Source organism: Alcaligenes sp. SORT26, assembly GCF_017377875.1.
GTDB classification, from domain to species: Bacteria; Pseudomonadota; Gammaproteobacteria; order Burkholderiales; family Burkholderiaceae_B; genus Alcaligenes; species Alcaligenes parafaecalis.
In genome coordinates this window covers 224,536-246,160 of sequence record NZ_CP070975.1, presented here as the reverse complement: position 1 = coordinate 246,160, position 21,625 = coordinate 224,536, and the positions used below count along the sequence as shown (strand labels likewise).

Sequence of the window (21,625 nt, the reverse complement as noted above, 5' to 3'; positions counted from 1 at the left end):
GCTGCCCGCGAAAGGCAGGCTTACAAGAGCACCTGAAATTCCGCGCTATCAGAGATGGCATCCCACTGGTCTTTTGCCAAACTGGCACGGATACGGGCCACGGCCTGGCTACGCAGTTGGGATACGCGCCCTTCGGTCACACCCAGCACCAGAGCAATTTCTTTCTGATTCAGGTCTTGCTCGAATTGCAGCGCGAACAGCAGTTTTTCACGCTCGGGCAATTGGTCGATGGCAGTGATGAGTGCCTGACGCAAGCCCTGGGAGGTCAGCAGGTTCAGCGGGTTATCGAAGTAAGCCTGCTCTCGCGTACTGTCTTCCAGGAATTCCAGCGCATCGGCTGAAGGATCGGCATGACGCTTCAAGTCTTCATAGTGAATGACTTGCACCCCAACCGCTTCATCCAGCAGCTCGTAATAATCGTCCATGCTCAAGGACAGGGCTTCGGCAATTTCCGGCTCGGTGGGTTCGCGCAGCAGTTCCTGACGCAAGGCACTGACAGCCACTTCAATCTGGCGGGCTTTGGTACGCACGCTGCGTGGCAGCCAGTCCTGGCTACGCAACTCGTCCAGCATGGCGCCGCGGATTCGGGTAACCGCGTAGGTCTCGAACTGGGCCTCGGCCACGACCTGGTAACGGCGTACGGCATCGAGCAAGCCCATCATGCCAGCCTGCATCAGATCATCCAGCTCGACACTGGGGGGCAGGCGCGACACAAGCTGGAGCGCTTGGCGGCGCACCAATGGGGCGTACTGCTCAACCAGGACGTCTTCTGAACGAGGCATGGACGGGCACGAATCCGGACAATAAAGATTGAGCTATTTTGCCTGCCCGCCTGCCCTTACAGTCCCCAAATCAAACAGTCTTTCGCCATCTTATTCAGGCTTTAACCGGGCTCATACCGGGCGAAAAGCAAAATCCTTCCTAAAGATACGCGCGAGGGTGCCGTAATTGGAACGTTACAGGTGCCGAGCCCCGAGCCATTGTGCAGGCCTGCCACCAAGCCCCTTCTGGAGTGATGTCATGATCAACTCAGTTTCATCTCAAACGACGGCCTTGGTGCCCCTGGCTTCCCCTGTGGAGCAAAACCCCGGCACCCCTACCCCGTCGGCGGCCACCACGGTGACCCCGATCAAGGAAAGCAGTACCGATACCCAGCTACAGCAACGCTGGCCCGACAAGCGTGAAGCCGTGCCCGGCATGGTCAACACGCTGGATGACACCCTGGACCAGATCAACAATTCCCTGCAGGCCTGGTCCACGGGGATTCGCTTCAATATGGACGACGAAGCCCAACGCCTGGTGGTCTCCATTGTGGACAACTCGACCGGCGAGGTGCTGCGCACCGTCCCTTCGGACGCCGTTATCCAGATTGCCAAAATGATCGTTCAGTTGCAGGGCAACGCCGTCAGTGTGAAGGTTTAAAAACCAAACTGGCCTCGAAACCTCCCATTGACATGGGCTTTGCGCGCGACACATTCGCGACAAAATAGGACACTAAAGGAGTATTTGATATGGCTATTTCTTCGATTGGCGTAGGCTCGGGCCTGAAGCTGGACGAGTTGCTGGAAGATCTGCGCAAGACGGAAAAGAAGAGCCTTGCCGTTATCCAGAACCGTCAGGTTGCCAATACCAACAAGATCTCGGCCTACGGTCAACTCAAGAGCAGTCTGGCTGAGCTGCAGTCGGCCTCCAAGGCGCTGAACTCGGAAGATTCGTTCGGCGCAGTCAAAGTGACGGCCAATAGCGAAAATATCAAAGTGACCGGCGACTCCAAAGCCTCAGCCGGTCAGTACGTGATCAAGGTCGATAATCTGGCCACCCGTCAGACGCTGACGGCCGCCGCCCACGAGTCGCGGGACAAGGCCATCGGCGAAGGCGGAAAAATCACCGTTCGCCTGGCCAATGGCAAAGAACACTCCGTCGACATGAAAGGACAGGACACGTCCTTGCAAGGGGTGATGAACGCCATTAATGCCGACCCCGACGTGGGCATGAAAGCCACCATTATCAATACCGGCGATCCAAACGAACCCTACCGCCTGCAACTGTCCGCAGGCGCGACAGGCGAAGCCGCCTCGATCAGCTCCATTAGCGTAAGCGGCAATGACGCGCTGGCTGACGTGCTCAATTTCGACTCTACTAACCCTGGTGCCAACGGCTTTACAGAAACCAAAGCCCTCAACGCCAAGCTGACGGTCAATGGCATTGAGATCACCAGCCAGAGCAATACGCTGAAAAACACCATTGAAGGCCTGGAAATCACGCTAAACAAAGCAGGTGACGACCCCATCAATGTGGAAGTGGCCAAAGACGATAGCGTGGCCGCCAAAGCGGTGAAAGACTATGTCGAGGCTTACAACAAGTTCAACAAGTCGATTCGCGCCCTGACGGCCTACAACGTCGACCTGAAGCAGGGCTCTGCCCTGACCGGCGACTCCATGGCCCGCGAAGCTCAGAACGCCATGCGGGACGCTACCCTGGGCCACGTTCCCAGCGAAGGCGAAATCCGCTCTCTGGTTGGTCTGGGGATTAACGTGGACCCGAAAACCGGCGATCTGCAACTGGACGAAAAAAAGCTGAACGAAGTCCTGAAGACCAATATGGCGGACGTCAAGAACATGTTCGTGGGCGAGCAAGGTGTAGCGGGCCGTGTACAAACCGCAGCCGATGAGTTCATCAAGAAAGGCGGCCGTATTGATAACGCCCAGGAAGGCGCTGAAAAAGTCGGCAAAAAACTGCAAGATCAGTATGATGCCGCCGACCAGCGCATCGAAAACAAGATGGAAGCCTACCGCAAACAGTTCGTGCAGTTGGACGTGATGATCAACCGCATGAAAGGCACCAGTGATTACCTGAGCCAGCAACTGTCCATGCTGGGCAATATGAACAACAGTAAATAAACCCCTATGAGCTATCCTGCCCCTTCCCGTCGCTTTGGTCAGCAATCGGCCCGTGCCTACGCCCAAGTAGGTCTGGAAACCGAAGTCCTGAGCGCCAGCCCGGAACACCTGATTACCCTGCTGTTTAACGGTGCGCGCACAGCCATGCTGCAAGCCCGTTTGCACATGGAACAAGGCAATATTGCCGGGCGGGGGCAGTCCTTATCGAAAGCTATTGATATTGTCGATAGCGGCCTGAAAATGGCGGTCGATACCGAAAAGGGCGGAGAGCTGGCTCGTAATCTGGTCGCAACCTACGACTTGATCCTGCACAACCTGATGCTGGCCAACCTTCGCAATGACGCGGAAAAACTGACGCTGGCCGAGCGTTTGTTGACCGATATTGCCGATGCCTGGCGCAGCAATGTTGATACACAACGTGCCAAGCAGCCAGCTTGACTCCGGGGCTCGCGGGACAGGTTCTGTTCCTGACCTGCACCTCCAACCTCCTTTGCGCCTTTAGCGCCTGGTACGAACATGAGCGATACCTCTAACCCGATCGTCGATCAATATCAAATTATCGCCAGCATTACCCGTCACATGCTGGAGCTTGCCCAAACGGCACGCTGGGAGGATGTGTTTGAACAATCCGAACACTATCAACTCGCGGTGGAAAAGCTCAAGAATATGGAAGACCTGTCGGTGACTGAAAAACAGGCACGCCGTCAGTTGCTGACCCAAATTCTGGAAGATGATGCCCAGATCCGTCATCTGGCCACCCCCGAACTGGGCCGTCTGGGCGCACTGCTGGGCAATATGAAACGCCAGCAAACCGTATTGCAAGCGTATTACAGCCCTAGCGTTCATCCATGAGCATAGGCGGCCCCTCTCCGCTGGGGACGCTGCTTATTCAGCGGCTTGATGCCGTTCTGGGTATCAGCACAGGACAGCAAAGCAATATTGCCACGGGTGCCCGCCCGGACGCGATCAGCCAGACACCGGGCAGTCAGCGCCCTGAGCGCGCTGAAAACCAGACGGCTCGAGATCAACGCCAAAGCGTCGATCAAGCCCGCGCCCATACCCAGGGCCGCGATAGCCGAAATCTGCGTACACAAAGCGGTCAAACATCAAACGACCCTGCCCTGAATACCCGTGGTCCCAATACAGCCACCACCAGCTCGGCACCCACAACTCTGGGGCGCACCGCCCAACTGATTCTGGCCCTGCTGGAACGCTTCCCTGATCGCGCTCCGGCTGTACAGGGTCGACAGGCTTTATTACCCGGCCGTCCCAACCTGCAAGCGGACGGCAATGAATCGACACGCCCCGGCGGTGATACGCAGGCGGGTGGACGTAGCGGCACGGCACAAAATGCCGCCAGCACCATTGCAAACCTGGCCCAGCAACGCCTGCCCTTGCCCGGCAGCACAACACCGGCTGGAACAAGCGCAGGTTCTGCCAGTTCGGCGGCAGCAGGCAGTAACACTGGCACGGGTGCACCTACAGGAATGCCTGGCGCAGGAGCACCCGCAACCGGTGCGACGGCGCAGAGCGCGCTGCCCACAGGCAGCACCGCGGCGTTGGCCCAGCACTTCACCCAGGCACTGCCTCAGGCCTTGCAACACAGCGGGCTGTTTTACGAGTCCCATCTTAGTGATCTGCACTTTGGGCAACGCAGCGTCGGCGAATTGCAGCAAGAGCCGCAAAACCTGAACCGCCCCGTCGCTGAAACAACAACGAACGCAAGCCATAACACTCAAACCCAGGCCAGTACCCAGGACCCGGCCAACAGCATGCTGGTACGTCAGCAACTGGACACCCTAGCCCACCAGAACCTGCAATGGCAAGGTCAGGCCTGGCCCGACGCCGACATGAGCTGGAGCGTGCAGCGCCACGAAGCTCAATCGGAAGAAGAAATCGAGCACTGGTCCAGCACGCTGCAACTGGATCTGCCCACCCTGGGTCCGATCACACTGCGGCTCAACCTCTTGAATCAGCAATTGCTGGTACACATTCAGGCCGATCAGTCCGCACCGTATCTGGACGAGAACAGCCTGCCCCTGCGTGAGCGCCTGCAAGACCAGGGCCTGATTCTGAGCCAATTGCAGATTGAAGCCGATCCGACCCTGCCGCAGGACCCGTCCGATGAGTCTTGATTCCCCCACCCATCGCCCACAGGCTCTGGCTTTGCGCTACGACCCCAAGGATGGAGCCCCCCGTGTTGTGGCCAAAGGCTATGGCACGCTGGCTGAAAAAATTGTCGAGACCGCCCGCGAACACGGCCTGTACGTACACGAGTCCCCCGAACTGGTGGGCCTGTTGATGCAGGTGGATCTGGACCGCCATATTCCCCCTCAGCTTTATCAAGCCGTGGCGGAATTACTGGCCTGGCTCTACGCACTGGAACAAGGCCATCCCCAAGCTACACAAGCCTTGCAGGCCCTGCACGACGCCCCAAAACCCTGAGCCTCCTATTCATAAGGGCTGAAAAGCCCCTGTTTTTGGGCTTAGATACCCTGCTTAGCCTCGCGTTCTAAACGTTACATTAAGCACGGCAAGCTGCCCGCACCTGTGCGTGTGGCCCACCCTGACTTTCTGGCAAGCGAACATGTCGATTTCCAATCTTTCAAGCATTGAAAACCTTTTGGCCCAGATGCGTGCAGTTGCGCAGGCAGCCGGAGCATCCAGCTCTGTGTCCTCCTCGGCCAGCAGCGCCGCTCCTGGTGGCTTTGCTGCCGAGCTGGCTCGCTCCCTGAACCGGGTTTCCCAGGCACAAAATGCCGCCAATGCCCAGGCCCAGGCCTTTGAAATGGGCGAGCCCGGGATCGCCTTGAATGACGTGATGATTGACCTGCAAAAAGCCAGCGTTGGCTTTCAGGCCACCGTCCAGGTACGCAACCGCTTAGTGGCCGCCTACCAAGAAATTGCCAGTATGCCGGTATAAGCGCCTGATCCATTCATGCCCACCGCCCTTTCCTTAATGCTGCCTGAGCACGTCCTGATTTGAACTCCCCTGATTCCATGCAGAACCCTGCCTCTGCCTCGCCCATGAGTCAGACAGCACAGTTGCTGAATAAACTTCCCGGCTACGACACGCTACGCGCCTTGCCCAAGGTAGCGTTGATCGGGCTGGGTGCCGCACTGATTGCTCTGATTGTCGCCCTCTTGCTGTGGAGCCGTGGCCCTACGTACCAGGTTCTGTTCTCCAATCTGGACGACCGCGATGGCGGTGCGATTGTCTCGGCCCTGGGCCAGATGAACGTGCCCTACCAATTCAACAGCAACGGCACCGCTATTCTGGTTCCCCAGGATCGGGTGCACGATGTGCGCATGCAAATGGCTTCGCAAGGCCTGCCGCGCAGTGGCAATGCCGGTTTCGAGCTGCTGGATCAAAGCCGCTTTGGCGCCAGCCAATTTACCGAGCAAGTTACGTACCAACGCGCACTGGAAGGCGAACTGGCCAACTCCATCAAGGCGGTCCACTCCGTCAAGGAAGCCCGTGTTCACCTGGCCATGCCGCGTGAAACTTTGTTTGTACGTGACCGCCAGTCCCCTACCGCTTCAGTCGTGCTGTCCTTGTATCCAGGCCGCGACTTAAGCGAAGGCCAGGTCTCGGCCATTAGCTGGCTGATCTCGTCCAGCGTGCCCAATCTGCATGCGGACAAGGTGTCCATCATTGACCAGAATGGCCGTTTGCTGACCGCGCCCACTGGCGAGATGGGTGCTGACAATCAGCAGCGCAATTTTGTAAATGACATTGAATACCGTGCCGTACAACGCATTCTGACCTTGCTGAACCCCTTGGTGGGTCCCGGTAATGTACGGGCGCAAGTGACCGCCGAAGTGGATTTTTCGCGCCGCGAACAGACCTCGGAAGTCTACAAACCTAATCAGCAGCCTGGTCAGGCCGCTGTGCGCAGCCAGCAAAGCAGTTCGTCCTTGCAGCGCAACCCGCAACAACCGCAAGGCGTCCCCGGCGCTTTGAGCAATCAGGCCCCGGCCAATGCCACGGCTAATCTGGTCAATCCGCCTGCTGCACCCAATCCGCCCCAGGCACCTGCTACACCCGCCGGTGACCCAGCGACGAATGCTGCGACACAAACCGCCGACGCCGCCACAGCGGCAGCCAGCAATGACCCGTCGCTGGTTTCTCTGGCCGAACAAGCCCGTTTGCTGCAAAACACCGGCAATGCACGTAATGACTCCACCGTTAACTACGAAGTGGACCGCACCATCAGCCATGTGAAAGGCCCGATGGGACAGCTAAACCGCTTGTCCGTGGCCGTGGTGGTGAACTACCGCAATACCGACAAGGACAATCAGCCGCTGGACCAGGAAGAGCTGGACAAGATCAGCGATCTGGTCAAGCAAGCCGTCGGTTATTCGGCTGAACGAGGCGATAGCCTGAGCGTGGTGAACGGTCAGTTCAACGAGCAAGGCGATATTGATACCCCCTTCTGGAAAAATCCGGAGTACCGCGAGCTCGCCATGGAACTGGTCAAGTATCTAGTCTTTGCATTCATTCTGTTCATGGCATGGCGCATCGTCATCAACCCCATCATCCAGGGCCTGATTCAGGCCAAGGCGGTGGCCGATGCCCGCGTCGAGCGCCAGAAAGAAGAAACGGCACGTGAGCATGCTGCTGAACAGCGCGCCGCCGAAATGAGCCGCTACGAAGATAATCTGAACACGGCCCGCTCGATGGCTCACGATGACCCACGCGCAGTGGCTATGGTGCTGCGCTCCTGGTTGAACAAAGATGAAAAAAATGAAAACGGCTAAACCGGACGATTCCATCGAACGCAGTGCGATTTTGATGATGTCCTTGGGGGAAGATGCCGCCGCCGAGGTGTTTCGACACCTCTCGCCACGCGAAGTGCAGCAGCTCAGTACCGCGATGGCCGCCTTGAAACAACTGACCCGCGCGGATATGGACGAGGCTCTGGAGAGCTTTCGTCAGGAAGCCGACCAGTTCATGGCCGTGGCGCTGGACTCCAATGCCTACATCCGCTCCGTACTGAACAAGGCCCTGGGCTCGGACCGCGCCGCTGGTCTGATCGAAGACTTGCTGGAAAACAGCGAAGGCTCCAGCAGTGGTATTGATGCTCTGAACTGGCTGGATGCTTCCAGCGTGGCCGAGCTGATTGCCGACGAACACCCGCAAATTATTGCCACCATTCTGGTGCACCTGGAGCGTGACCGCGCTGCCGACATTCTGGGATTCATTCCGGATCGTTTGCGCGATGATGTGGTCCTGCGTATTGCTACGTTTGGTGGTGTGCAACCCACGGCCCTGAACGAGCTGACCGAAGTACTGAACGGCATGCTATCGGGCCAGGGCGCCAAACGCAGCAAGATGGGTGGCCCACGTACGGCAGCGGAAATGCTGAACTACATGAACGCCAGCCTGGAAGAGTCCGTGCTGACCAGCCTGCGTGGCATGGATGCCGACCTGACCCAGCGCATCGTGGACGAGATGTTCGTGTTCGAGAACCTGGCCGATGTGGAAGACCTGGCGATTCAGTTGCTGCTCAAGGAAATCGAGACCTCTGCACTGACCATTGCCCTGAAAGGCGCGCCCGAAGAATTGCGCGACAAGTTCTTCCGCAATATGTCCAACCGTGCCGCCGAAATGCTGCGCGAAGATATCGACGCCCAAGGCCCCATCCGCATGTCCAAGGTGGAGCAGGAACAGAAAGCCATTGTGCAAGTGGCGCGCCGTCTGGCCGAAGCCGGTCAGATTACGCTGGGTGGTTTGAGCGGGGACGAGTATGTCTAAGACGGCCTTCGGGGGACAGCACGCGCCCGTCCAGGCCGTTGGCACGCGGTGCCCGGTGTCGGGCCCCCTTCGTCCGTACGGGAGTCTGTAAATGTCCGGCCACCGTAAAGCCTCGGCCTACTCGGAGCTTCAGGAAAGCTGGAGCCGCTGGCAGATGCAGGGGCTGGATGATCCCGTCGTCCCTAGCGAGCCGGATGAGCCTGAATTCGTTCCCCCTACGGACGAAGAGCTGCAGCGCGAGCTGGACAATCAGCGTACTCAGGCCCAGGAAGAAGGCCATAGCCAGGGCTATCAGGCTGGTTTCAACCAAGGCCACGCCTCCGGTCTGGCCGCAGGCCAGGAAAGCGGACATGCTCAAGGCTATGAAGCCGGAATGGCTGCTGGCATGGCCAAGGCGCAAGAACAGATAGACCAATACATCAAAGAATTTGTGGCACTGAACCAGAACTGCGCCCAGTCCATCGAACTGATGGACCAGGAAATGGGCCAATCCCTGATTCAGCTTGCCACCCGCGTTGCCGAGCATGTATTGCAAAGCACCATCAAATCGGAGCCTGGCCGCATTCGCGATCTGGTGGCCGAGGTACTGCGCAGCGATCCGGGCGATAGCAGCGCCCTGGAACTGACTTTGCATCCCGATGACATCAGTCTGGTGCGTGAGTTTCTGATCGAGCAAGGCGAACCCCGTGCCTGGCGTTTACAAGAAGACACCCAGCTACAGCGCGGCGAATGTCGCGTGCGCTCCAGCTATGGCGATATTGACGCCACCTTTGCAACCCGCTGGAAACGCGCACTGGCCAGCCTGGGCTTGCCGGTCCCCTCGGAGCCATAAATGGCGACGCCCCTTCTGGCCTCCTCCCCCGAACGCTGGCGTGCCCAGATGCTGTCTGCACAACAACGGGTACAGGCCATTGAGCCGACTTTGCGTAGTGGCCGCGTGGTGCGTGCTACCGGCCTGGTGCTGGAGGCAACCGGTTTGAAACTGGCGGTAGGGGCCGCCTGCAAAGTCGAATTATCCGCCGCACAAAATATCTGGGCTGAAGCCGAAGTCGTGGGCTTTGAAGGCAAGTCCCTGTACCTGATGCCGCTCAGCGAAATTTCCGGCCTGCCCCCTGGCGCACGCGTGGTTCCCGTCGAGGCGCAATTGCAGCCTCCGGTTCCCCTGCCAGATTCGGATCAGCCCGACAGCCTGCCCGCCCAAGCTCGTTCCCGCCATGTTCCTGTCGGCCCCGGTCTGTTGGGCCGTGTGGTGGATGGCAGCGGCAACCCTTTGGACGGACTGGGCCCTATCGACGCCCACTCCTGCGTCTCGCTTAGCCACACCACACCCAACCCGCTTAAACGCAGCCCCATCAATACGGTGCTGGACGTAGGCGTACGCGCCATCAACGGCCTGCTGACAGTGGGTCGTGGCCAGCGCATGGGCTTGTTTGCCGGTTCCGGGGTGGGTAAGAGTGTGCTGCTTGGCATGATGGCCCGCTACACCCAGGCCGACATTATTGTTGTGGGCCTGATCGGCGAGCGGGGCCGGGAAGTCAAAGAATTTATTGAGCACAATCTGGGCGAAGAAGGCCTGAAGCGCTCGGTAGTGGTCGCTGCTCCAGCCGACGTCTCGCCCCTGCTGCGCTTGCAAGGCGCAGTCTACGCCACGCGTCTGGCCGAGTTCTTCCGTGACGAAGGCCAGAATGTACTGCTGATCATGGATTCGCTGACCCGCTATGCCATGGCTCAGCGCGAAATTGCCCTGGCCATTGGCGAACCGCCTGCCACCAAAGGCTATCCGCCTTCCGTCTTTGCCAAGCTACCCGCGCTGGTAGAACGCGCAGGCAATGGCGAGCCCAATGCACAAGGGCGTTGCGGCTCCATCACAGCCTTTTACACCGTGCTGACTGAAGGTGACGACCAGCAAGACCCGATTGCCGACTCGGCCCGCGCCATTCTGGACGGCCACATTGTGCTGTCCCGCAGTCTGGCGGAAACCGGCCACTACCCCGCCATTGATATCGAGGCGTCCATCTCGCGGGTCATGCCCAGCATCGTGGACCCCGAGCAAATCAAGCTGGTGCACCGCTTCAAGGGCCTGCTCTCCAGCTATCAACGCAACCGCGACCTGATTGCCGTGGGGGCTTATACCCGTGGCAATGATCCCGCCATTGACCTGGCCATTGATCGCTACCCCTGGCTGGAAGCCTATCTGCGACAAGGCATGCAGCAACGTGTGGACGTGCCACGCGCCTTCGATGAATTGAACGCCGTTCTTAATAGCGAGCAATAGCCATGAAAGCCAACGCCTCTTTACATACGCTGGTCGACCTTAGCCAGAATCAGGTAGACGACGCGGCCCGTGAGCTGCAAGAGCTGCGCACCCAACGTGATGCAGCCCAGTCGCAGTTGGAAATGCTGCAGACCTATCGCCAGGACTACGCCCAGCGCCTGCTGGATGTAGGCCAAACCGGGGTAACCATGGCGAACTACCACAATTTCCGCCGCTTTATCGTGACATTGGACCAGGCCATTTCCCAGCAAAATACGGTTATCCAATCGCTGGAAGAGCAAATGGAACAGGGACGCCAGGTCTGGTATGGCCATCAGCAACGTCTGAAGGCTTACGAAACCTTGATAGACCGCCGTCTCCAAACCCAACAAGTCCAACAGCAAAGAAGGGAACAACGCAGCAGCGATGAAATTGCTGCGCGTCTCTTTACCCGTAGCCAGACCGCCTATTAAACAAGCGCCGCCATGACTTCGCCCATTCTTTCGGTTTTACCAGCGGCCCCCGCCGCCCCTTCGGCTCCTGTCACCCAGACGGCCGGGCCTGCGGCTGCGCCAGCATCCAAAGACGAAGGCTTTGCCCAGCACTTGCAGACACAACAGCAACAGGTGCAGAACAAAGGCGCCAGCAAGACAGCGACGGCCAAGCCAGACAGCAGCAAAGCTCAGGCCCCCACAGACAGCCCCAAGCAGGCAGAGTCCGTGGCCGAGCTGGCTGAACAGGCTAGTCTGGACGCCTTGCCTCAGCACCCTGCCCTGTTGATCGCTGCTGAAACCGATCTGGACGAAACCCTGGATGCCCAGGCAGAGAGCGGCTTGCCCGCCATGGCCTTGTCGATTCTGTCGCAAGTGCAGGCCATCAAAAACAGCAAGACCGATCCTAAAGCCATCCGCGACGATAGCCAGCTTCCGCTTACCAAGGGCGCCGCAGCGCAGACCTTGAGCTCGGAATTGGTCAGCGCCCGTCTCCAGCCACAGACTGGGCCCTTGAAGGCTGTTGAAGCTGACACGGATATTGATCTGAAAGCTGAACTGGCCCTGCCCAAAACCATTGTTGATGCCAGTAACCCACTGGTCTCGACGCCAAGCCGCAAGCCCATCGCAAATGCAACGCAGGCCATGAATAATGTGATGGCCCAAGCCGCTGCCACTCAGGCGAGCAGCTCCCAGACCCGTCTGGCTGATGAAGCTGCCGCGTCGCTGGCCGCTTTTGGCCGACAGATGGCTGAAGATGCCCGCGCTGGCGTGAACTTGAGTCTGCCTGCTCTGGATGCCTCTTTGATGGCCCAGCTCACTGCAAGCCCAGGTGCCCCGGCTCCGCTGCCCAGTCCAGCCCTCCTGCCCGTCGGCCCGATGACGCTGACCGTTGCCACCCCCGTGCAATCGCCAGACTGGGGAGCCGCCATGGGTCGCCAGATGATTACCCTGGCCCAACAAGCCCAAGGGGGTATTCAAAGTGCCGATATCCGTCTGGACCCACCCGAGTTAGGCCCCTTGCGCATTACCTTGCAGATGCAGGATGGCATGGCCCACGCCATGATTACCTCGCCGCATGCTCAGGTTCGCCAGGCATTGGAACAATCCTTGCAGCAACTGCAACAGCAGTTTGCTGAAAACGGCTTGACCCTGGGGCAGGCCGATGTGGGCGACCAGAACGCGTCGCATCAGGCCTTCCACGATCAACTGGCCGCCAAAGGCAATCAGGGTGATCAACCCGCCTTCAGCCTGAACGGTCTGGCCGCTGCCGAGGACAACAGCCCCCTGGTGAACAGCAGCGTGACCCGCCCGCTGGCCCCCAACGCGCTTGTTGATACCTTCGCCTGATTCACAGTCCCACAGACAGCCCGGCAAAAAGCATGATTAAGCTCGAAAAGCAGCGTCTATTCGCCGGGCCTGTCCTCTCTGACCTCCGGCACAATAGCTCAGGCATGCAGTCAGGCTCAGGCCAGACATGCGTTTGTCTGTTTGTCATACGCTAGAAAATACATCGCTCACATCACATGGCCCGAAAAGCACCCACCAAACTTGCACGCCTGATGAAAACCGGTCTGCTGGTTCTGTTTATTATCGCCGCTAGCGTGGGCGCAACGCTGTACTACTCCTTGCAACAAAGCAGCCCGCCTGCCTGGTTGGCCTGGGCCGAAAAAGGCCAGTCTGTAGAAGCAGCTCAAGCCCCTGACGAGCCTCCTGTGGTCAAAGTCAGCGCCAAGCCTATTTTTGCGCCACTTGATCCCTTTACCGTCACCCTGAACGAGAACGGTCGCTCGCGGATTTTGTACGTAGGCATCACCTTGCGTGTTCAGGATGATGGCTCGCGTGCCATGTTGCTGGAATACATGCCGATGGTGCGGGATCGTGTGCTCAAGATCCTGGCTGAACAGCGCCCCACCTACATCCAGACTTCCGAAGGGCGTCAAGCCTTGGTTGCACAGCTTAGCGCTGGCCTGAAAGAGCCCTACGCGCCTAACCCCGCTGTACCGTACATCAATGATGTCCTGTTCACCGCCTTTGTCATCCAATAAATGTCGTATCAGAGCTTCCTATCCCAAGACGAAGTCGATGCACTGCTGGCCGGTGTTACCGGCGAAGGCGCTGACACCAAGCCCTTGAACGAGAACCTGTCGGGTGTACGGGCCTATGACCTGACCTCGCCAGACCGGGTGGTGCGTCACCGCATGCAGACCCTGGAGCTGATCAACGAGCGCTTTGCCCGTCGTTTGCGCTCGACCATGCTCAGCTTCATGCGTCGTAACGCGGACATTACCGTCGGCTCCATCCGCATTCAGAAATACTCGGACTTCGAGCGCAACCTGCCGGTGCCCAGCAACCTGAACATGGTTGCCTTGAAGCCCTTGCGTGGCGTGTCGCTGTTTACCTTCGACCCGAACCTGGTGTTTCTGATCATCGACAGCCTGTTTGGTGGTCATGGCCGCTACAACACCCGTGTTGAAGGCCGCGATTTCACCACCACCGAACAACGCATCATCCAGCGTTTGCTGACGCTGACCCTGGAGAGCTACTGCGGTGCCTGGGAGTCCATTTACCCGCTAGAAGCGGAGTACATGCGCTCGGAGATGCACACCAAGTTTGCCAGCATCAGCAGCAGCAACGACATTGTGGTGGTCACGTCCTTCAATATTGAATTTGGTGCTCAGGGCGGCAATCTGAATATTTGCCTGCCCTACTCCATGATCGAGCCGCTGCGCGATCTGCTGACCCGCCCCTTGCAGGACAAAGGCACCAACGCCATTGACCAGCGCTGGACGCAGCAACTGTCACGACAAGTGCGCAGCGCCGAGGTCGAACTGATTGCCAATTTCGTCAATATCGACATGACTATTGCCGAGCTAACCCAGCTCAAGGCCAATGATGTCTTGCCGATTGAAATCCCCACCCTTATCGAAGCCCACGTGGATGGTGTGCCGGTTCTGGAATGCCACTACGGCACCTCCGGTGGCCGCTACTCCCTGCGGGTCGAAAACATCTTGGCCACCAACGACAGCGATTTGACTAAAGGTAAGTCCCTATGAGCGACCCTCACAACCCTAACGACCGGTCTGCACCCGAGGACGACTGGGCAGCCGCGATGGCTGAGCAACAGGCCGGCAGCCAAAGCAGCACCCAAGCCCAAGGACTGGAACAGCCCCTGGAGGATGACTGGGCCTCGGCTCTGGCCGAGCAAAGCGCAGCGACACCTGTGCACGAACCCAGCCCGGCCAGCAATCTGTTCCCTCCCATGGAGCACGCCCAGGCCAACGCCACCACCGATATCGACATGATCATGGACATCCCCGTCCAACTGTCGGTAGAACTGGGCCGTACCCGCCTGACCATCAAGAACATTCTGCAACTGGGCCAGGGCTCAGTCGTGGAACTGGACGGCCTGGCCGGTGAACCACTGGATATTTACGTGAACGGCTACCTGATTGCCCAAGGCGAAGTGGTTGTTGTAGACGATAAATACGGTATCCGCGTGACCGACATCGTGACGCCATCGGATCGCATCCAGCGTCTGAACGGCCGCCGCTAATCTATGGAACAAGCCCAGCTCGTCAGAATCATGCTTAGCCTGCTGCTGGTCGTAGGCTTGATTCTGGCAGCAGCCTGGGTCGCCCGCCGAGGCGGGTTGCTGAAAAGCAAAAGCCAGCAACGCATCAAGATTCTGGACAATCAACGCCTGGGGCCACGCAGCAGTGTGGCCTTGATCCAGATTGATAATCGCGAAATTCTGATTGGCATTACCCCCCAGCAAATCAGCCTGCTGCATACCAGAACACCTGCAGAGCCCGAGCCAGACTTCCAGGCTCATCTGGACCAGCACCGCGCGCCGCGCTGAACGCATCATGACTGCAACCTTCACTCCTGCCCTGCGCACCGGCCTCTTGCTGCTTCTGGCCCTGATCAGCCTGCTCTTGCCAGCCGAAGCCTGGTCTCAGGCCGTTCCGGCCATCACCAGCACCGCGGGCCCCAATGGCTCGCAAACGTGGTCGCTCAGCATCCAGACGCTGGCCATGCTGACCATGATGTCCTTCCTGCCTGCAGCCTTGCTGATGATGACCGGCTTTACCCGCGTCATTATCGTGCTGGGTCTGCTGCGCAATGCGATGGGCACGGGAACCGCACCACCGAATACCGTGCTGGTAGGCCTGGCCCTGTTTCTGACCTTCTTTGTCATGTCGCCCGTGTTGGATCAGGTGTATCAGGACGCCTACAAGCCCTTGTCGGAAAACAAGATCAGTTTTGAGGCCGCACTGGAGCAAGGTGCCCAGCCCCTGAAGACCTTCATGCTGCACCAGACGCGTGAAGCAGATTTGAAATTGTTTGGCGATATGGCGGGCGTGGCCGAACTGGAAACCCCGGAAGATGTTCCCCTGCGTGTTCTGGTCCCGGCCTTTGTCACCAGCGAACTGAAAACCGCCTTCCAGATTGGCTTCACGATCTTTATCCCCTTTCTGATTATCGACCTGGTGATTGCCAGCGTCCTGATGTCTCTGGGGATGATGATGGTCCCGCCGGTGACCATCTCGCTGCCCTTCAAGCTCATGCTGTTTGTGCTGGCCGATGGCTGGCATCTGCTGCTCGGTTCACTGGCACGCAGCTTCTACCAATAAAGGACCGCCATGACTCCCGAAACCGTCATGTCCATGACTTACACCGCCCTGAAGCTGGCCCTGTCCATGGCCGGTCCCATGTTGATTGTGGTGCTGGTGGTGGGTCTGGGCATCAGTATTTTTCAGGCGGCCACCCAGATCAACGAGATGACCCTGTCCTTCATCCCCAAGCTGCTGGCCATGGGGATTACCGTTGTGCTGCTAGGTCCCTGGTTGATCAACAATATGGTCGACTATATGCAGGGCCTCTTGCGTGGAATTCCTGGGCTGGTGAACTAAGGCCCGTTACGACAACCAGGAGCCCCACATGAGTATGAAAATACCTGACGAACAAGGCACCACGCCTTGCCGTCTGCACAGGCTCTAAGCTTGCCGTGCTAGACCTGAACTCTACCCAGCTCTATGCCTGGCTAAACGCTTTTTTGTGGCCCTTCATCCGCATTCTGGCCACGCTGGCGACCGTTCCTTTTTTCAGCGAATCAGCCATCCCCAAGCGCGCCAAAGTCGGTCTGGGTTTTGTCCTGACCCTGGTTGTGGCGCCCTCGCTGCCTCCCTTGCCCGATCTGCCTACCGCCTCGTACGAAGCCTTGCTGATTGCCATGCAACAAGTGCTGATCGGGGTGGCGCTGGGCCTGACCATGCGTATCGTATTTGCCGCAGTACAGACCGCAGGTGAATTCATCGGCCTGCAAATGGGCCTGTCCTTTGCATCCTTTTTTGACCCGGCGACGGGTGCGAATACCGCTGTGCTGTCGCGTCTTCTGAACGTCATTGCGGTACTGACCTTTCTGGCCCTGAACGGCCACTTGCTGCTCCTGGGCGTACTGGTCCGCACCTTTCATGTGCTGCCCATCGGAGCAGATTTACACGTGAATGGGTGGGGAGCCTTGCTGGACTGGAGCAGTGAATTATGGGTCTCGGGCATGTTGCTGGCCCTGCCGCTAATTATTGTGCTGCTGACCATTAACCTGGCCTTCGGGATCTTGAACCGCACTGCCCAGCAATTGACGATTTTTGCTGTGGGTTTCCCGATTACGCTAACCATCGGCCTGACCTTGCTGACGGTCGTTATTCCCCAAACCACGCCCTTCCTGACCCAGCTTTTCAACTCTGGCTACGAAGCCATGATGCGGGTCGCTCTGGGGCTGGCAGGCTCTTAAAAGGCGTTGGCCTGTCGCTGCTTATGCGACTGCATCAGACGCCGGGCCTGCCCAATGGTCAATACCCCTTTTTGCTTGGCACGCCCGATCAACAACTGCATTAACTGCGCACTGACCAGGGCATCGCCCAAGGCGTCATGACGATCGCTGACAGGCAGGCCACAATACTTCAAACAATCATCCAGGCCCAGACGGCGGCCCCGCCATTCTGGCAAGACACAGGCAGCCAGCTCGGCCAAATCCAGAGCCAGGGGACGTGCCTGTTGCAGGCCCGCTTGCGGCCAGGCCCGATCCAGAAAAGCCAGATCAAAGTCTGCATCCCAGGCAACCCACACCGAGTTTTCCGAATAGCGTGCAAATGCCCGCATCAATTGCGGCAAAGGTTCTCCCTCGGCTTGTTGCTGCGGGCTGATTTCGTGAATCAGCAGACTTTCCGGGCTGCGCTCACCCTGGGTATGGACCAGCCCAGACCAGACATTGCCCAAGGCAATCGAGCCATTCTCCAGACGGACAGCCCCCATTTGGACAATATGATGTCGCTTGGGCTCCAGCCCACTGGTTTCCAGATCCAGTACGGTAAAGGCCGCTTCGTCCAAGGAAAGCTCATCCACCCCGCTCCAGGACAAGGACAGACTGCGGGCGGCAAAAGAGGCTCGACGCCAGGGAAGCCATGAAAGCAATTTCATAAGCGATACCGGAAAGCCAGAATACGTTGGGCACGACGCACTTGGGACAAGGCCTCACGCAGCACACGTGCATCCAATGCCCCCAAACTACTCACGCGCACCAGATTGTTGGGTTCTTGCCCTTGTTGCAACTGGGTTTGATGGTGCTGCAAGCGCAGCAACTGCAAATAACGATAGGCCTCGCACAGGCCCTCGGACTCTTCGGCCGTAAAGACGCCCCGTTGGGTCAGGACAGCCAGCCGATCCAGGGAGGACGGCAGCTCACAGCCATGTGCCAGGGCCAGCACACGCAAGACATCCACCATCGGTGCCAAGGCATGTTTCTTAATATCAATCTTGTCGTCGCCCTGCCCCATCAGGGCTTCCAGGCGACTGCGCTTCTTGCCGCTGGGAATACGGGTCTGACAGGTGCTTTGAGCCAGCATGCGCTGAAAGACGTGATTGTCGTTGACCATTCCCAGAACCCGACGCTGCATGCGTTGCAGCAAGCTGCTCTGGCCCCAGATAGCGCGACAATCAAAATAAATGGTGGACTCCAGCAACTGCTCGGGCGCAGGCCGTTCAATCATGATCTGGAAGCGATGCAGCCATTCGGCTTCGGACAGGCATAACTCTGGATTGCTCGCCATGATATTGCCCGTACACCAGGCCATGCCACAGCGATCCAGGGCCTCGTTCACACGGAGCGCGAAAGGCAGGAGCAAGGCACGGTAGGCCTTGGTTTGCTCTGGCGAATTGGCTAGAAACAAAATGCCATTGTCCTGATCGGTATGGCGAGTTTGCTCGCCCCTGGCCTGGCTACCAAAGGCCAACCAGCAAAATTCGATACCGTCCAAACCTGAACCGGGCAAAGTCAGCTCAATCGTGCGTTGTACGGTGTGATCGTTCAGGCGGGTAATCACCGCCGTCAGTTGTTCCGAACGGGCTCCGTGGGCCAGCATGGCATCCACCAGCCGCCCGATATCCGATTGCAAACGCACCAGCACCGACACGTCCTGTGCACAGCGCAAAGCACGCGACAAGTGCACCAGATCCACACGCTGCAGGGAAAACACGTCGCGCTCGGACACCATGCCCACAACCTTATGGTCCTGAACCAGGCAGATATGGCCGATCTGGTGCTCCACCATCAACAAGGCAGCGTCAAAGGCAGAAGCTTGTGGGCTGAGCCAGACCGGGTCTGGTGTCATCACTTGCGACATGGCCTGGGTGGGGTCGTATTGCCCCCCGGCCACCAGACGACGCAAGTCGCGCAAGGTGAAGATACCCAGCAGATGCGTATCGGGATTCACCACCACCATGCTGCTGACCTGACGTTCGTGCATATCCTTGACGGCCTGCTCGACCGGGCAGTCCGGCAAGCAGCTCAGCAAGCCACGCTCTGTCAGCGCCTGCAGGCTCATGTCCAGCGTATAGCTGGCGCCCAAATCGGCACTGGCGCTTTGTTGGGCACTGCGCCAGACCGAGGCCAGCAAGCTGCTGGTGCCGCGCAGACAGTAGTCCCGAAAAGGTTCACTAATAGTCAGGAGATGGGCAACCGCCTCGCCTGCCACGCACAGGGCAAAGCAATCTTCCTGAACGGTATAGGCACTGCCCAGCGGCTGGCCGGAGACCAGTTCACGCACGGGCAGCAAGTCGCCTTCTACGTATTCATGGGTTTCGCCTTGCTCCTGAGCGCAGACTTGTCCCTGACGAATAATGTAGAGCTGATCGACCCGCGCGCCCTCTTCAAACAGCACCTGTTCGGCTGAAAAAAACCGAAGTTCGCTATGTTCGATCAGGTAATCGCAGTGCTGCCTCTGCATCTGATCAAAAGGCGGGTAAGCAATCAACCAGGCCAAGATGCCGGGCGCCTTTTGGCGCACCGCCGTCTTGGCCACGGATTCACCGGGAATCGCGAAGGACATGAGCGTCTCTGCTGGCTATTAGGCAATAGAATTATTGTGCCATGCAGCATGACCCAGGCCGAGCCCCTTTTTCTAGGGGATTTCAACTATAGGCATGGGCCTTTTTTTGACCCCAAAAAGCTTAACGCAAACGCTCGTAGTCGCGCTCCGCCATATCGATCACATCGCCATCCTGAACCTTGAACTGGGAAACAGCTTCCGCCAGGGTCTCGGACTGCGATTGCAAGGAGCCTGCCGCTGCGGCCGCTTCTTCCACCAAGGAGGCGTTTTGCTGCACCACAGCATCCATTTGCGCCACGGCCGTATTAATCTGCTCGATACCGGCAGTTTGCTCCTGGGAGGCGGAGGAAATTTCGCTCATCAAGGTGGTTACGCTATTCACGGCGCGCACCACTTCCTGAATGATATCGCCCGCACTGGCAACTTGCTGCGTGCCGGTCTGCACTTCGTTTTGCGAGGCTTCGATCAGACCCTTGATTTCCTTGGCCGCTTGCGCGCTGCGTTGTGCCAAGCTGCGCACTTCACCGGCCACCACGGCAAAACCCTTGCCCTGTTCACCGGCACGCGCCGCTTCTACCGCCGCATTCAAGGCCAGAATATTGGTCTGGAAGGCAATGCCGTCAATCACATTGACGATGTCGGCCACTTGTCCCGAACGGGCAGAAATCTGGTTCATGGTGTTGACCACCGCGCCGACTGATTCCCCACCCTGACGAGCCACCTTGGCGGCGTTATGAGCCAGTTGGTCGGCCTGATGCGCATTGTCCGCGTTCTGGCGCACAGTGCTGGCCAGCTCTTCCAGACTGGCGGCGGTTTCCTGCAAGGCCGCTGCCTGCTGTTCGGTACGGGAACTCAGATCCGTATTGCCCGCAAAAATTTGCGAAGAGCCCGAAGCAATCTCGTCCACACCTTGGCGCACCGTCAGCACAATCCCTTGCAGGCTTTGCTGCATGCGACGCATGGCATCGTACAGAACGCCTACTTCATTGGCCGAGCGGTACGTAATCTTCTTGGTCAGATCGCCATTGGCAATATGGTCAAAATGCACGCCTGCTTCACGTAATGGCGTCAAGGCGGTACGGCCCAGGACCAGACGCAGCGCGACGATAATAATCAGGCCCAGCACCAAAGCCAACGCAATCACTGTATTGGCAACACTGGTTTGCAGCTCAGCCTGCGCCAGCAACTGGTCTGCCAGATCATTGTAAAACTTGCTCAGCTCTTCAATACGGAACTGGAAGGTGGCGGCACGCAGTACCCCAAACCCTTCGCTGACAAAGTAGAACGTGCTGTAGTCGCGGGTTTCCAGGGCCTGGACCATAGGCTCAACGCCATCATCCAGATACGCCTGATAGGAAGCGACCAGCCCCATGGCCAGACGACGCAATTCTGGCTCGGTGGGCATATTGGCACGGATATCGGCAAAAGCCTTGCGTACCTCATCCAGCTTCTGGGTCGCCATAATCACCGCATTATCGGCGTTTTGCACCAGATTCGGGTCGTTATCAATACCGGCTTCCTGATAAAAACGCGCGGCGCTCATCAGGCTGACACGGGCTTCCATCATATTGTTGTTCAGTTGCAGAACCTGCACCGAACGATCCGCCTGACGATTGATCGTACGCAGCGCATCGCCGCTTTGTTGCAGGTAGTACGCAGCCAGGCCACCCACGGCCACAATCAATACCAGGAACAAGCCCATGCAAATCATCAGCAAGGTGCTGATTTTCATGCCCGAAGCGGACTTCAGACTGGGGCGGAACGATTTGGAGGAACGACGTTTAGACGCGCGAGACGCGGAGGGAAGACTGCTTTCAATACCCAGCATTGGC

The 21,625-nt window shown here is 58.3% G+C and carries 24 protein-coding genes; 20 read left to right on the top strand and 4 right to left on the bottom strand.

Translation table 11 applies throughout. The annotated features are described in order from the left end of the window. Positions 1 to 20: 20 nt before the first annotated feature. Positions 21 to 782 (bottom strand): RNA polymerase sigma factor FliA, encoded by a 762-nt coding sequence (locus tag JYG33_RS01135; protein WP_207873794.1) that lies wholly within the window; start codon positions 780 to 782, stop codon positions 21 to 23. Between the two features lie 238 nt (positions 783 to 1,020). Here JYG33_RS01135 and JYG33_RS01130 point away from each other — a divergent pair, with 238 nt between their 5' ends. From JYG33_RS01130 to fliR, 20 genes are all read left to right on the top strand, one after another. Beyond that, positions 1,021 to 1,422, top strand: a complete 402-nt coding sequence (locus tag JYG33_RS01130; protein WP_207873793.1) for a flagellar protein FlaG — start codon at positions 1,021 to 1,023, stop codon at positions 1,420 to 1,422. Between the two features lie 89 nt (positions 1,423 to 1,511). Beyond that, on the top strand, positions 1,512 to 2,900 hold the full coding sequence (gene fliD / locus JYG33_RS01125) for a flagellar filament capping protein FliD (RefSeq protein ID WP_207873792.1): 1,389 nt from the start codon (positions 1,512 to 1,514) through the stop codon (positions 2,898 to 2,900). Between the two features lie 6 nt (positions 2,901 to 2,906). Beyond that, positions 2,907 to 3,338 (top strand): flagellar export chaperone FliS, encoded by a 432-nt coding sequence (gene fliS, locus JYG33_RS01120; RefSeq protein ID WP_207873791.1) that lies wholly within the window; start codon positions 2,907 to 2,909, stop codon positions 3,336 to 3,338. A gap of 78 nt (positions 3,339 to 3,416) precedes the next feature. Next, complete coding sequence (locus tag JYG33_RS01115) at positions 3,417 to 3,752, top strand: flagellar protein FliT (RefSeq protein WP_021446816.1); 336 nt, start codon at positions 3,417 to 3,419, stop codon at positions 3,750 to 3,752. Beyond that, positions 3,749 to 5,035 (top strand): flagellar hook-length control protein FliK, encoded by a 1,287-nt coding sequence (locus JYG33_RS01110; RefSeq protein ID WP_207873790.1) that lies wholly within the window; start codon positions 3,749 to 3,751, stop codon positions 5,033 to 5,035. Before JYG33_RS01115 ends, JYG33_RS01110 begins: the two co-directional genes overlap by 4 nt. Then, a complete protein-coding gene (locus tag JYG33_RS01105; RefSeq protein ID WP_207873789.1) occupies positions 5,025 to 5,345 on the top strand; it encodes an EscU/YscU/HrcU family type III secretion system export apparatus switch protein in 321 nt (106 codons plus the stop codon). The genes JYG33_RS01110 and JYG33_RS01105 overlap by 11 nt, the downstream gene beginning before the upstream one ends. 142 nt (positions 5,346 to 5,487) lie before the next feature. Continuing rightward, complete coding sequence (gene fliE, locus JYG33_RS01100; RefSeq protein WP_207873788.1) at positions 5,488 to 5,823, top strand: flagellar hook-basal body complex protein FliE; 336 nt, start codon at positions 5,488 to 5,490, stop codon at positions 5,821 to 5,823. Between the two features lie 104 nt (positions 5,824 to 5,927). Next, the gene (gene fliF / locus JYG33_RS01095; RefSeq protein WP_207875690.1) at positions 5,928 to 7,661 is read left to right on the top strand and encodes a flagellar basal-body MS-ring/collar protein FliF; all 1,734 of its coding nucleotides are present in this window, start codon (positions 5,928 to 5,930) and stop codon (positions 7,659 to 7,661) included. Beyond that, complete coding sequence (gene fliG / locus JYG33_RS01090) at positions 7,648 to 8,658, top strand: flagellar motor switch protein FliG (protein ID WP_207875689.1); 1,011 nt, start codon at positions 7,648 to 7,650, stop codon at positions 8,656 to 8,658. Before fliF ends, fliG begins: the two co-directional genes overlap by 14 nt. Positions 8,659 to 8,749: 91 nt before the next feature. Beyond that, positions 8,750 to 9,490, top strand: a complete 741-nt coding sequence (gene fliH, locus JYG33_RS01085; RefSeq protein ID WP_207873787.1) for a flagellar assembly protein FliH — start codon at positions 8,750 to 8,752, stop codon at positions 9,488 to 9,490. Positions 9,491 to 9,538: 48 nt separating this feature from the next. Then, positions 9,539 to 10,933 carry a flagellar protein export ATPase FliI gene (gene fliI, locus JYG33_RS01080; protein WP_207875688.1) on the top strand — a complete coding sequence of 465 codons (1,395 nt, stop codon included), beginning with the start codon at positions 9,539 to 9,541 and terminating at the stop codon, positions 10,931 to 10,933. A gap of 2 nt (positions 10,934 to 10,935) precedes the next feature. Next, positions 10,936 to 11,385: a flagellar export protein FliJ gene (gene fliJ / locus JYG33_RS01075; protein WP_207873786.1), complete on the top strand. Its 450-nt coding sequence runs from the start codon at positions 10,936 to 10,938 to the stop codon at positions 11,383 to 11,385. Between the two features lie 12 nt (positions 11,386 to 11,397). Beyond that, entirely contained in the window at positions 11,398 to 12,753 is a 1,356-nt protein-coding gene (locus JYG33_RS01070) for a flagellar hook-length control protein FliK (RefSeq protein WP_207873785.1), read from the top strand. 212 nt (positions 12,754 to 12,965) lie between these two features. After that, a complete protein-coding gene (locus tag JYG33_RS01065; protein ID WP_243430235.1) occupies positions 12,966 to 13,451 on the top strand; it encodes a flagellar basal body-associated FliL family protein in 486 nt (161 codons plus the stop codon). Further along, complete coding sequence (fliM, locus tag JYG33_RS01060; protein ID WP_207873783.1) at positions 13,452 to 14,459, top strand: flagellar motor switch protein FliM; 1,008 nt, start codon at positions 13,452 to 13,454, stop codon at positions 14,457 to 14,459. After that, a complete protein-coding gene (fliN, locus tag JYG33_RS01055; RefSeq protein ID WP_153229565.1) occupies positions 14,456 to 14,959 on the top strand; it encodes a flagellar motor switch protein FliN in 504 nt (167 codons plus the stop codon). Before fliM ends, fliN begins: the two co-directional genes overlap by 4 nt. A 30-nt stretch (positions 14,960 to 14,989) precedes the next feature. Beyond that, positions 14,990 to 15,265, top strand: a complete 276-nt coding sequence (fliO, locus tag JYG33_RS01050) for a flagellar biosynthetic protein FliO (protein ID WP_207873782.1) — start codon at positions 14,990 to 14,992, stop codon at positions 15,263 to 15,265. Between the two features lie 7 nt (positions 15,266 to 15,272). Next, entirely contained in the window at positions 15,273 to 16,040 is a 768-nt protein-coding gene (gene fliP, locus JYG33_RS01045; RefSeq protein ID WP_207873781.1) for a flagellar type III secretion system pore protein FliP, read from the top strand. A gap of 9 nt (positions 16,041 to 16,049) precedes the next feature. Next, positions 16,050 to 16,319 (top strand): flagellar biosynthesis protein FliQ, encoded by a 270-nt coding sequence (gene fliQ, locus JYG33_RS01040; RefSeq protein WP_003804652.1) that lies wholly within the window; start codon positions 16,050 to 16,052, stop codon positions 16,317 to 16,319. Between the two features lie 95 nt (positions 16,320 to 16,414). Next, positions 16,415 to 17,200 carry a flagellar biosynthetic protein FliR gene (gene fliR, locus JYG33_RS01035; protein ID WP_207873780.1) on the top strand — a complete coding sequence of 262 codons (786 nt, stop codon included), beginning with the start codon at positions 16,415 to 16,417 and terminating at the stop codon, positions 17,198 to 17,200. Here fliR and JYG33_RS01030 read toward each other — a convergent pair. The 3 genes from JYG33_RS01030 to JYG33_RS01020 form a co-directional block, all read right to left on the bottom strand. Further along, positions 17,197 to 17,886, bottom strand: coding sequence for a 3'-5' exonuclease (locus tag JYG33_RS01030; protein WP_207873779.1), 690 nt, complete (start codon positions 17,884 to 17,886; stop codon positions 17,197 to 17,199). The genes fliR and JYG33_RS01030 overlap by 4 nt on opposite strands. Then, positions 17,883 to 19,793, bottom strand: a complete 1,911-nt coding sequence (locus JYG33_RS01025; protein WP_207873778.1) for a DUF294 nucleotidyltransferase-like domain-containing protein — start codon at positions 19,791 to 19,793, stop codon at positions 17,883 to 17,885. Before JYG33_RS01025 ends, JYG33_RS01030 begins: the two co-directional genes overlap by 4 nt. Before the next feature lie 121 nt (positions 19,794 to 19,914). After that, a complete protein-coding gene (locus JYG33_RS01020) occupies positions 19,915 to 21,621 on the bottom strand; it encodes a methyl-accepting chemotaxis protein (RefSeq protein ID WP_207873777.1) in 1,707 nt (568 codons plus the stop codon). Positions 21,622 to 21,625: the final 4 nt, after the last annotated feature.

Bases quoted from the DNA above. Each gene is read 5' to 3' on its own strand.
- JYG33_RS01135 (WP_207873794.1), bottom strand. From the start codon at position 782: ATGCCTCGTTCAGAAGACGTCCTGGTTGAGCAGTACGCCCCATTGGTG.
- JYG33_RS01130 (WP_207873793.1), top strand. From the start codon at position 1,021: ATGATCAACTCAGTTTCATCTCAAACGACGGCCTTGGTGCCCCTGGCT.
- fliD (WP_207873792.1), top strand. From the start codon at position 1,512: ATGGCTATTTCTTCGATTGGCGTAGGCTCGGGCCTGAAGCTGGACGAG.
- fliS (WP_207873791.1), top strand. From the start codon at position 2,907: ATGAGCTATCCTGCCCCTTCCCGTCGCTTTGGTCAGCAATCGGCCCGT.
- JYG33_RS01115 (WP_021446816.1), top strand. From the start codon at position 3,417: ATGAGCGATACCTCTAACCCGATCGTCGATCAATATCAAATTATCGCC.
- JYG33_RS01110 (WP_207873790.1), top strand. From the start codon at position 3,749: ATGAGCATAGGCGGCCCCTCTCCGCTGGGGACGCTGCTTATTCAGCGG.
- JYG33_RS01105 (WP_207873789.1), top strand. From the start codon at position 5,025: ATGAGTCTTGATTCCCCCACCCATCGCCCACAGGCTCTGGCTTTGCGC.
- fliE (WP_207873788.1), top strand. From the start codon at position 5,488: ATGTCGATTTCCAATCTTTCAAGCATTGAAAACCTTTTGGCCCAGATG.
- fliF (WP_207875690.1), top strand. From the start codon at position 5,928: ATGAGTCAGACAGCACAGTTGCTGAATAAACTTCCCGGCTACGACACG.
- fliG (WP_207875689.1), top strand. From the start codon at position 7,648: ATGAAAACGGCTAAACCGGACGATTCCATCGAACGCAGTGCGATTTTG.
- fliH (WP_207873787.1), top strand. From the start codon at position 8,750: ATGTCCGGCCACCGTAAAGCCTCGGCCTACTCGGAGCTTCAGGAAAGC.
- fliI (WP_207875688.1), top strand. From the start codon at position 9,539: ATGCTGTCTGCACAACAACGGGTACAGGCCATTGAGCCGACTTTGCGT.
- fliJ (WP_207873786.1), top strand. From the start codon at position 10,936: ATGAAAGCCAACGCCTCTTTACATACGCTGGTCGACCTTAGCCAGAAT.
- JYG33_RS01070 (WP_207873785.1), top strand. From the start codon at position 11,398: ATGACTTCGCCCATTCTTTCGGTTTTACCAGCGGCCCCCGCCGCCCCT.
- JYG33_RS01065 (WP_243430235.1), top strand. From the start codon at position 12,966: ATGAAAACCGGTCTGCTGGTTCTGTTTATTATCGCCGCTAGCGTGGGC.
- fliM (WP_207873783.1), top strand. From the start codon at position 13,452: ATGTCGTATCAGAGCTTCCTATCCCAAGACGAAGTCGATGCACTGCTG.
- fliN (WP_153229565.1), top strand. From the start codon at position 14,456: ATGAGCGACCCTCACAACCCTAACGACCGGTCTGCACCCGAGGACGAC.
- fliO (WP_207873782.1), top strand. From the start codon at position 14,990: ATGCTTAGCCTGCTGCTGGTCGTAGGCTTGATTCTGGCAGCAGCCTGG.
- fliP (WP_207873781.1), top strand. From the start codon at position 15,273: ATGACTGCAACCTTCACTCCTGCCCTGCGCACCGGCCTCTTGCTGCTT.
- fliQ (WP_003804652.1), top strand. From the start codon at position 16,050: ATGACTCCCGAAACCGTCATGTCCATGACTTACACCGCCCTGAAGCTG.
- JYG33_RS01030 (WP_207873779.1), bottom strand. From the start codon at position 17,886: ATGAAATTGCTTTCATGGCTTCCCTGGCGTCGAGCCTCTTTTGCCGCC.
- JYG33_RS01025 (WP_207873778.1), bottom strand. From the start codon at position 19,793: ATGTCCTTCGCGATTCCCGGTGAATCCGTGGCCAAGACGGCGGTGCGC.
- JYG33_RS01020 (WP_207873777.1), bottom strand. From the start codon at position 21,621: ATGCTGGGTATTGAAAGCAGTCTTCCCTCCGCGTCTCGCGCGTCTAAA.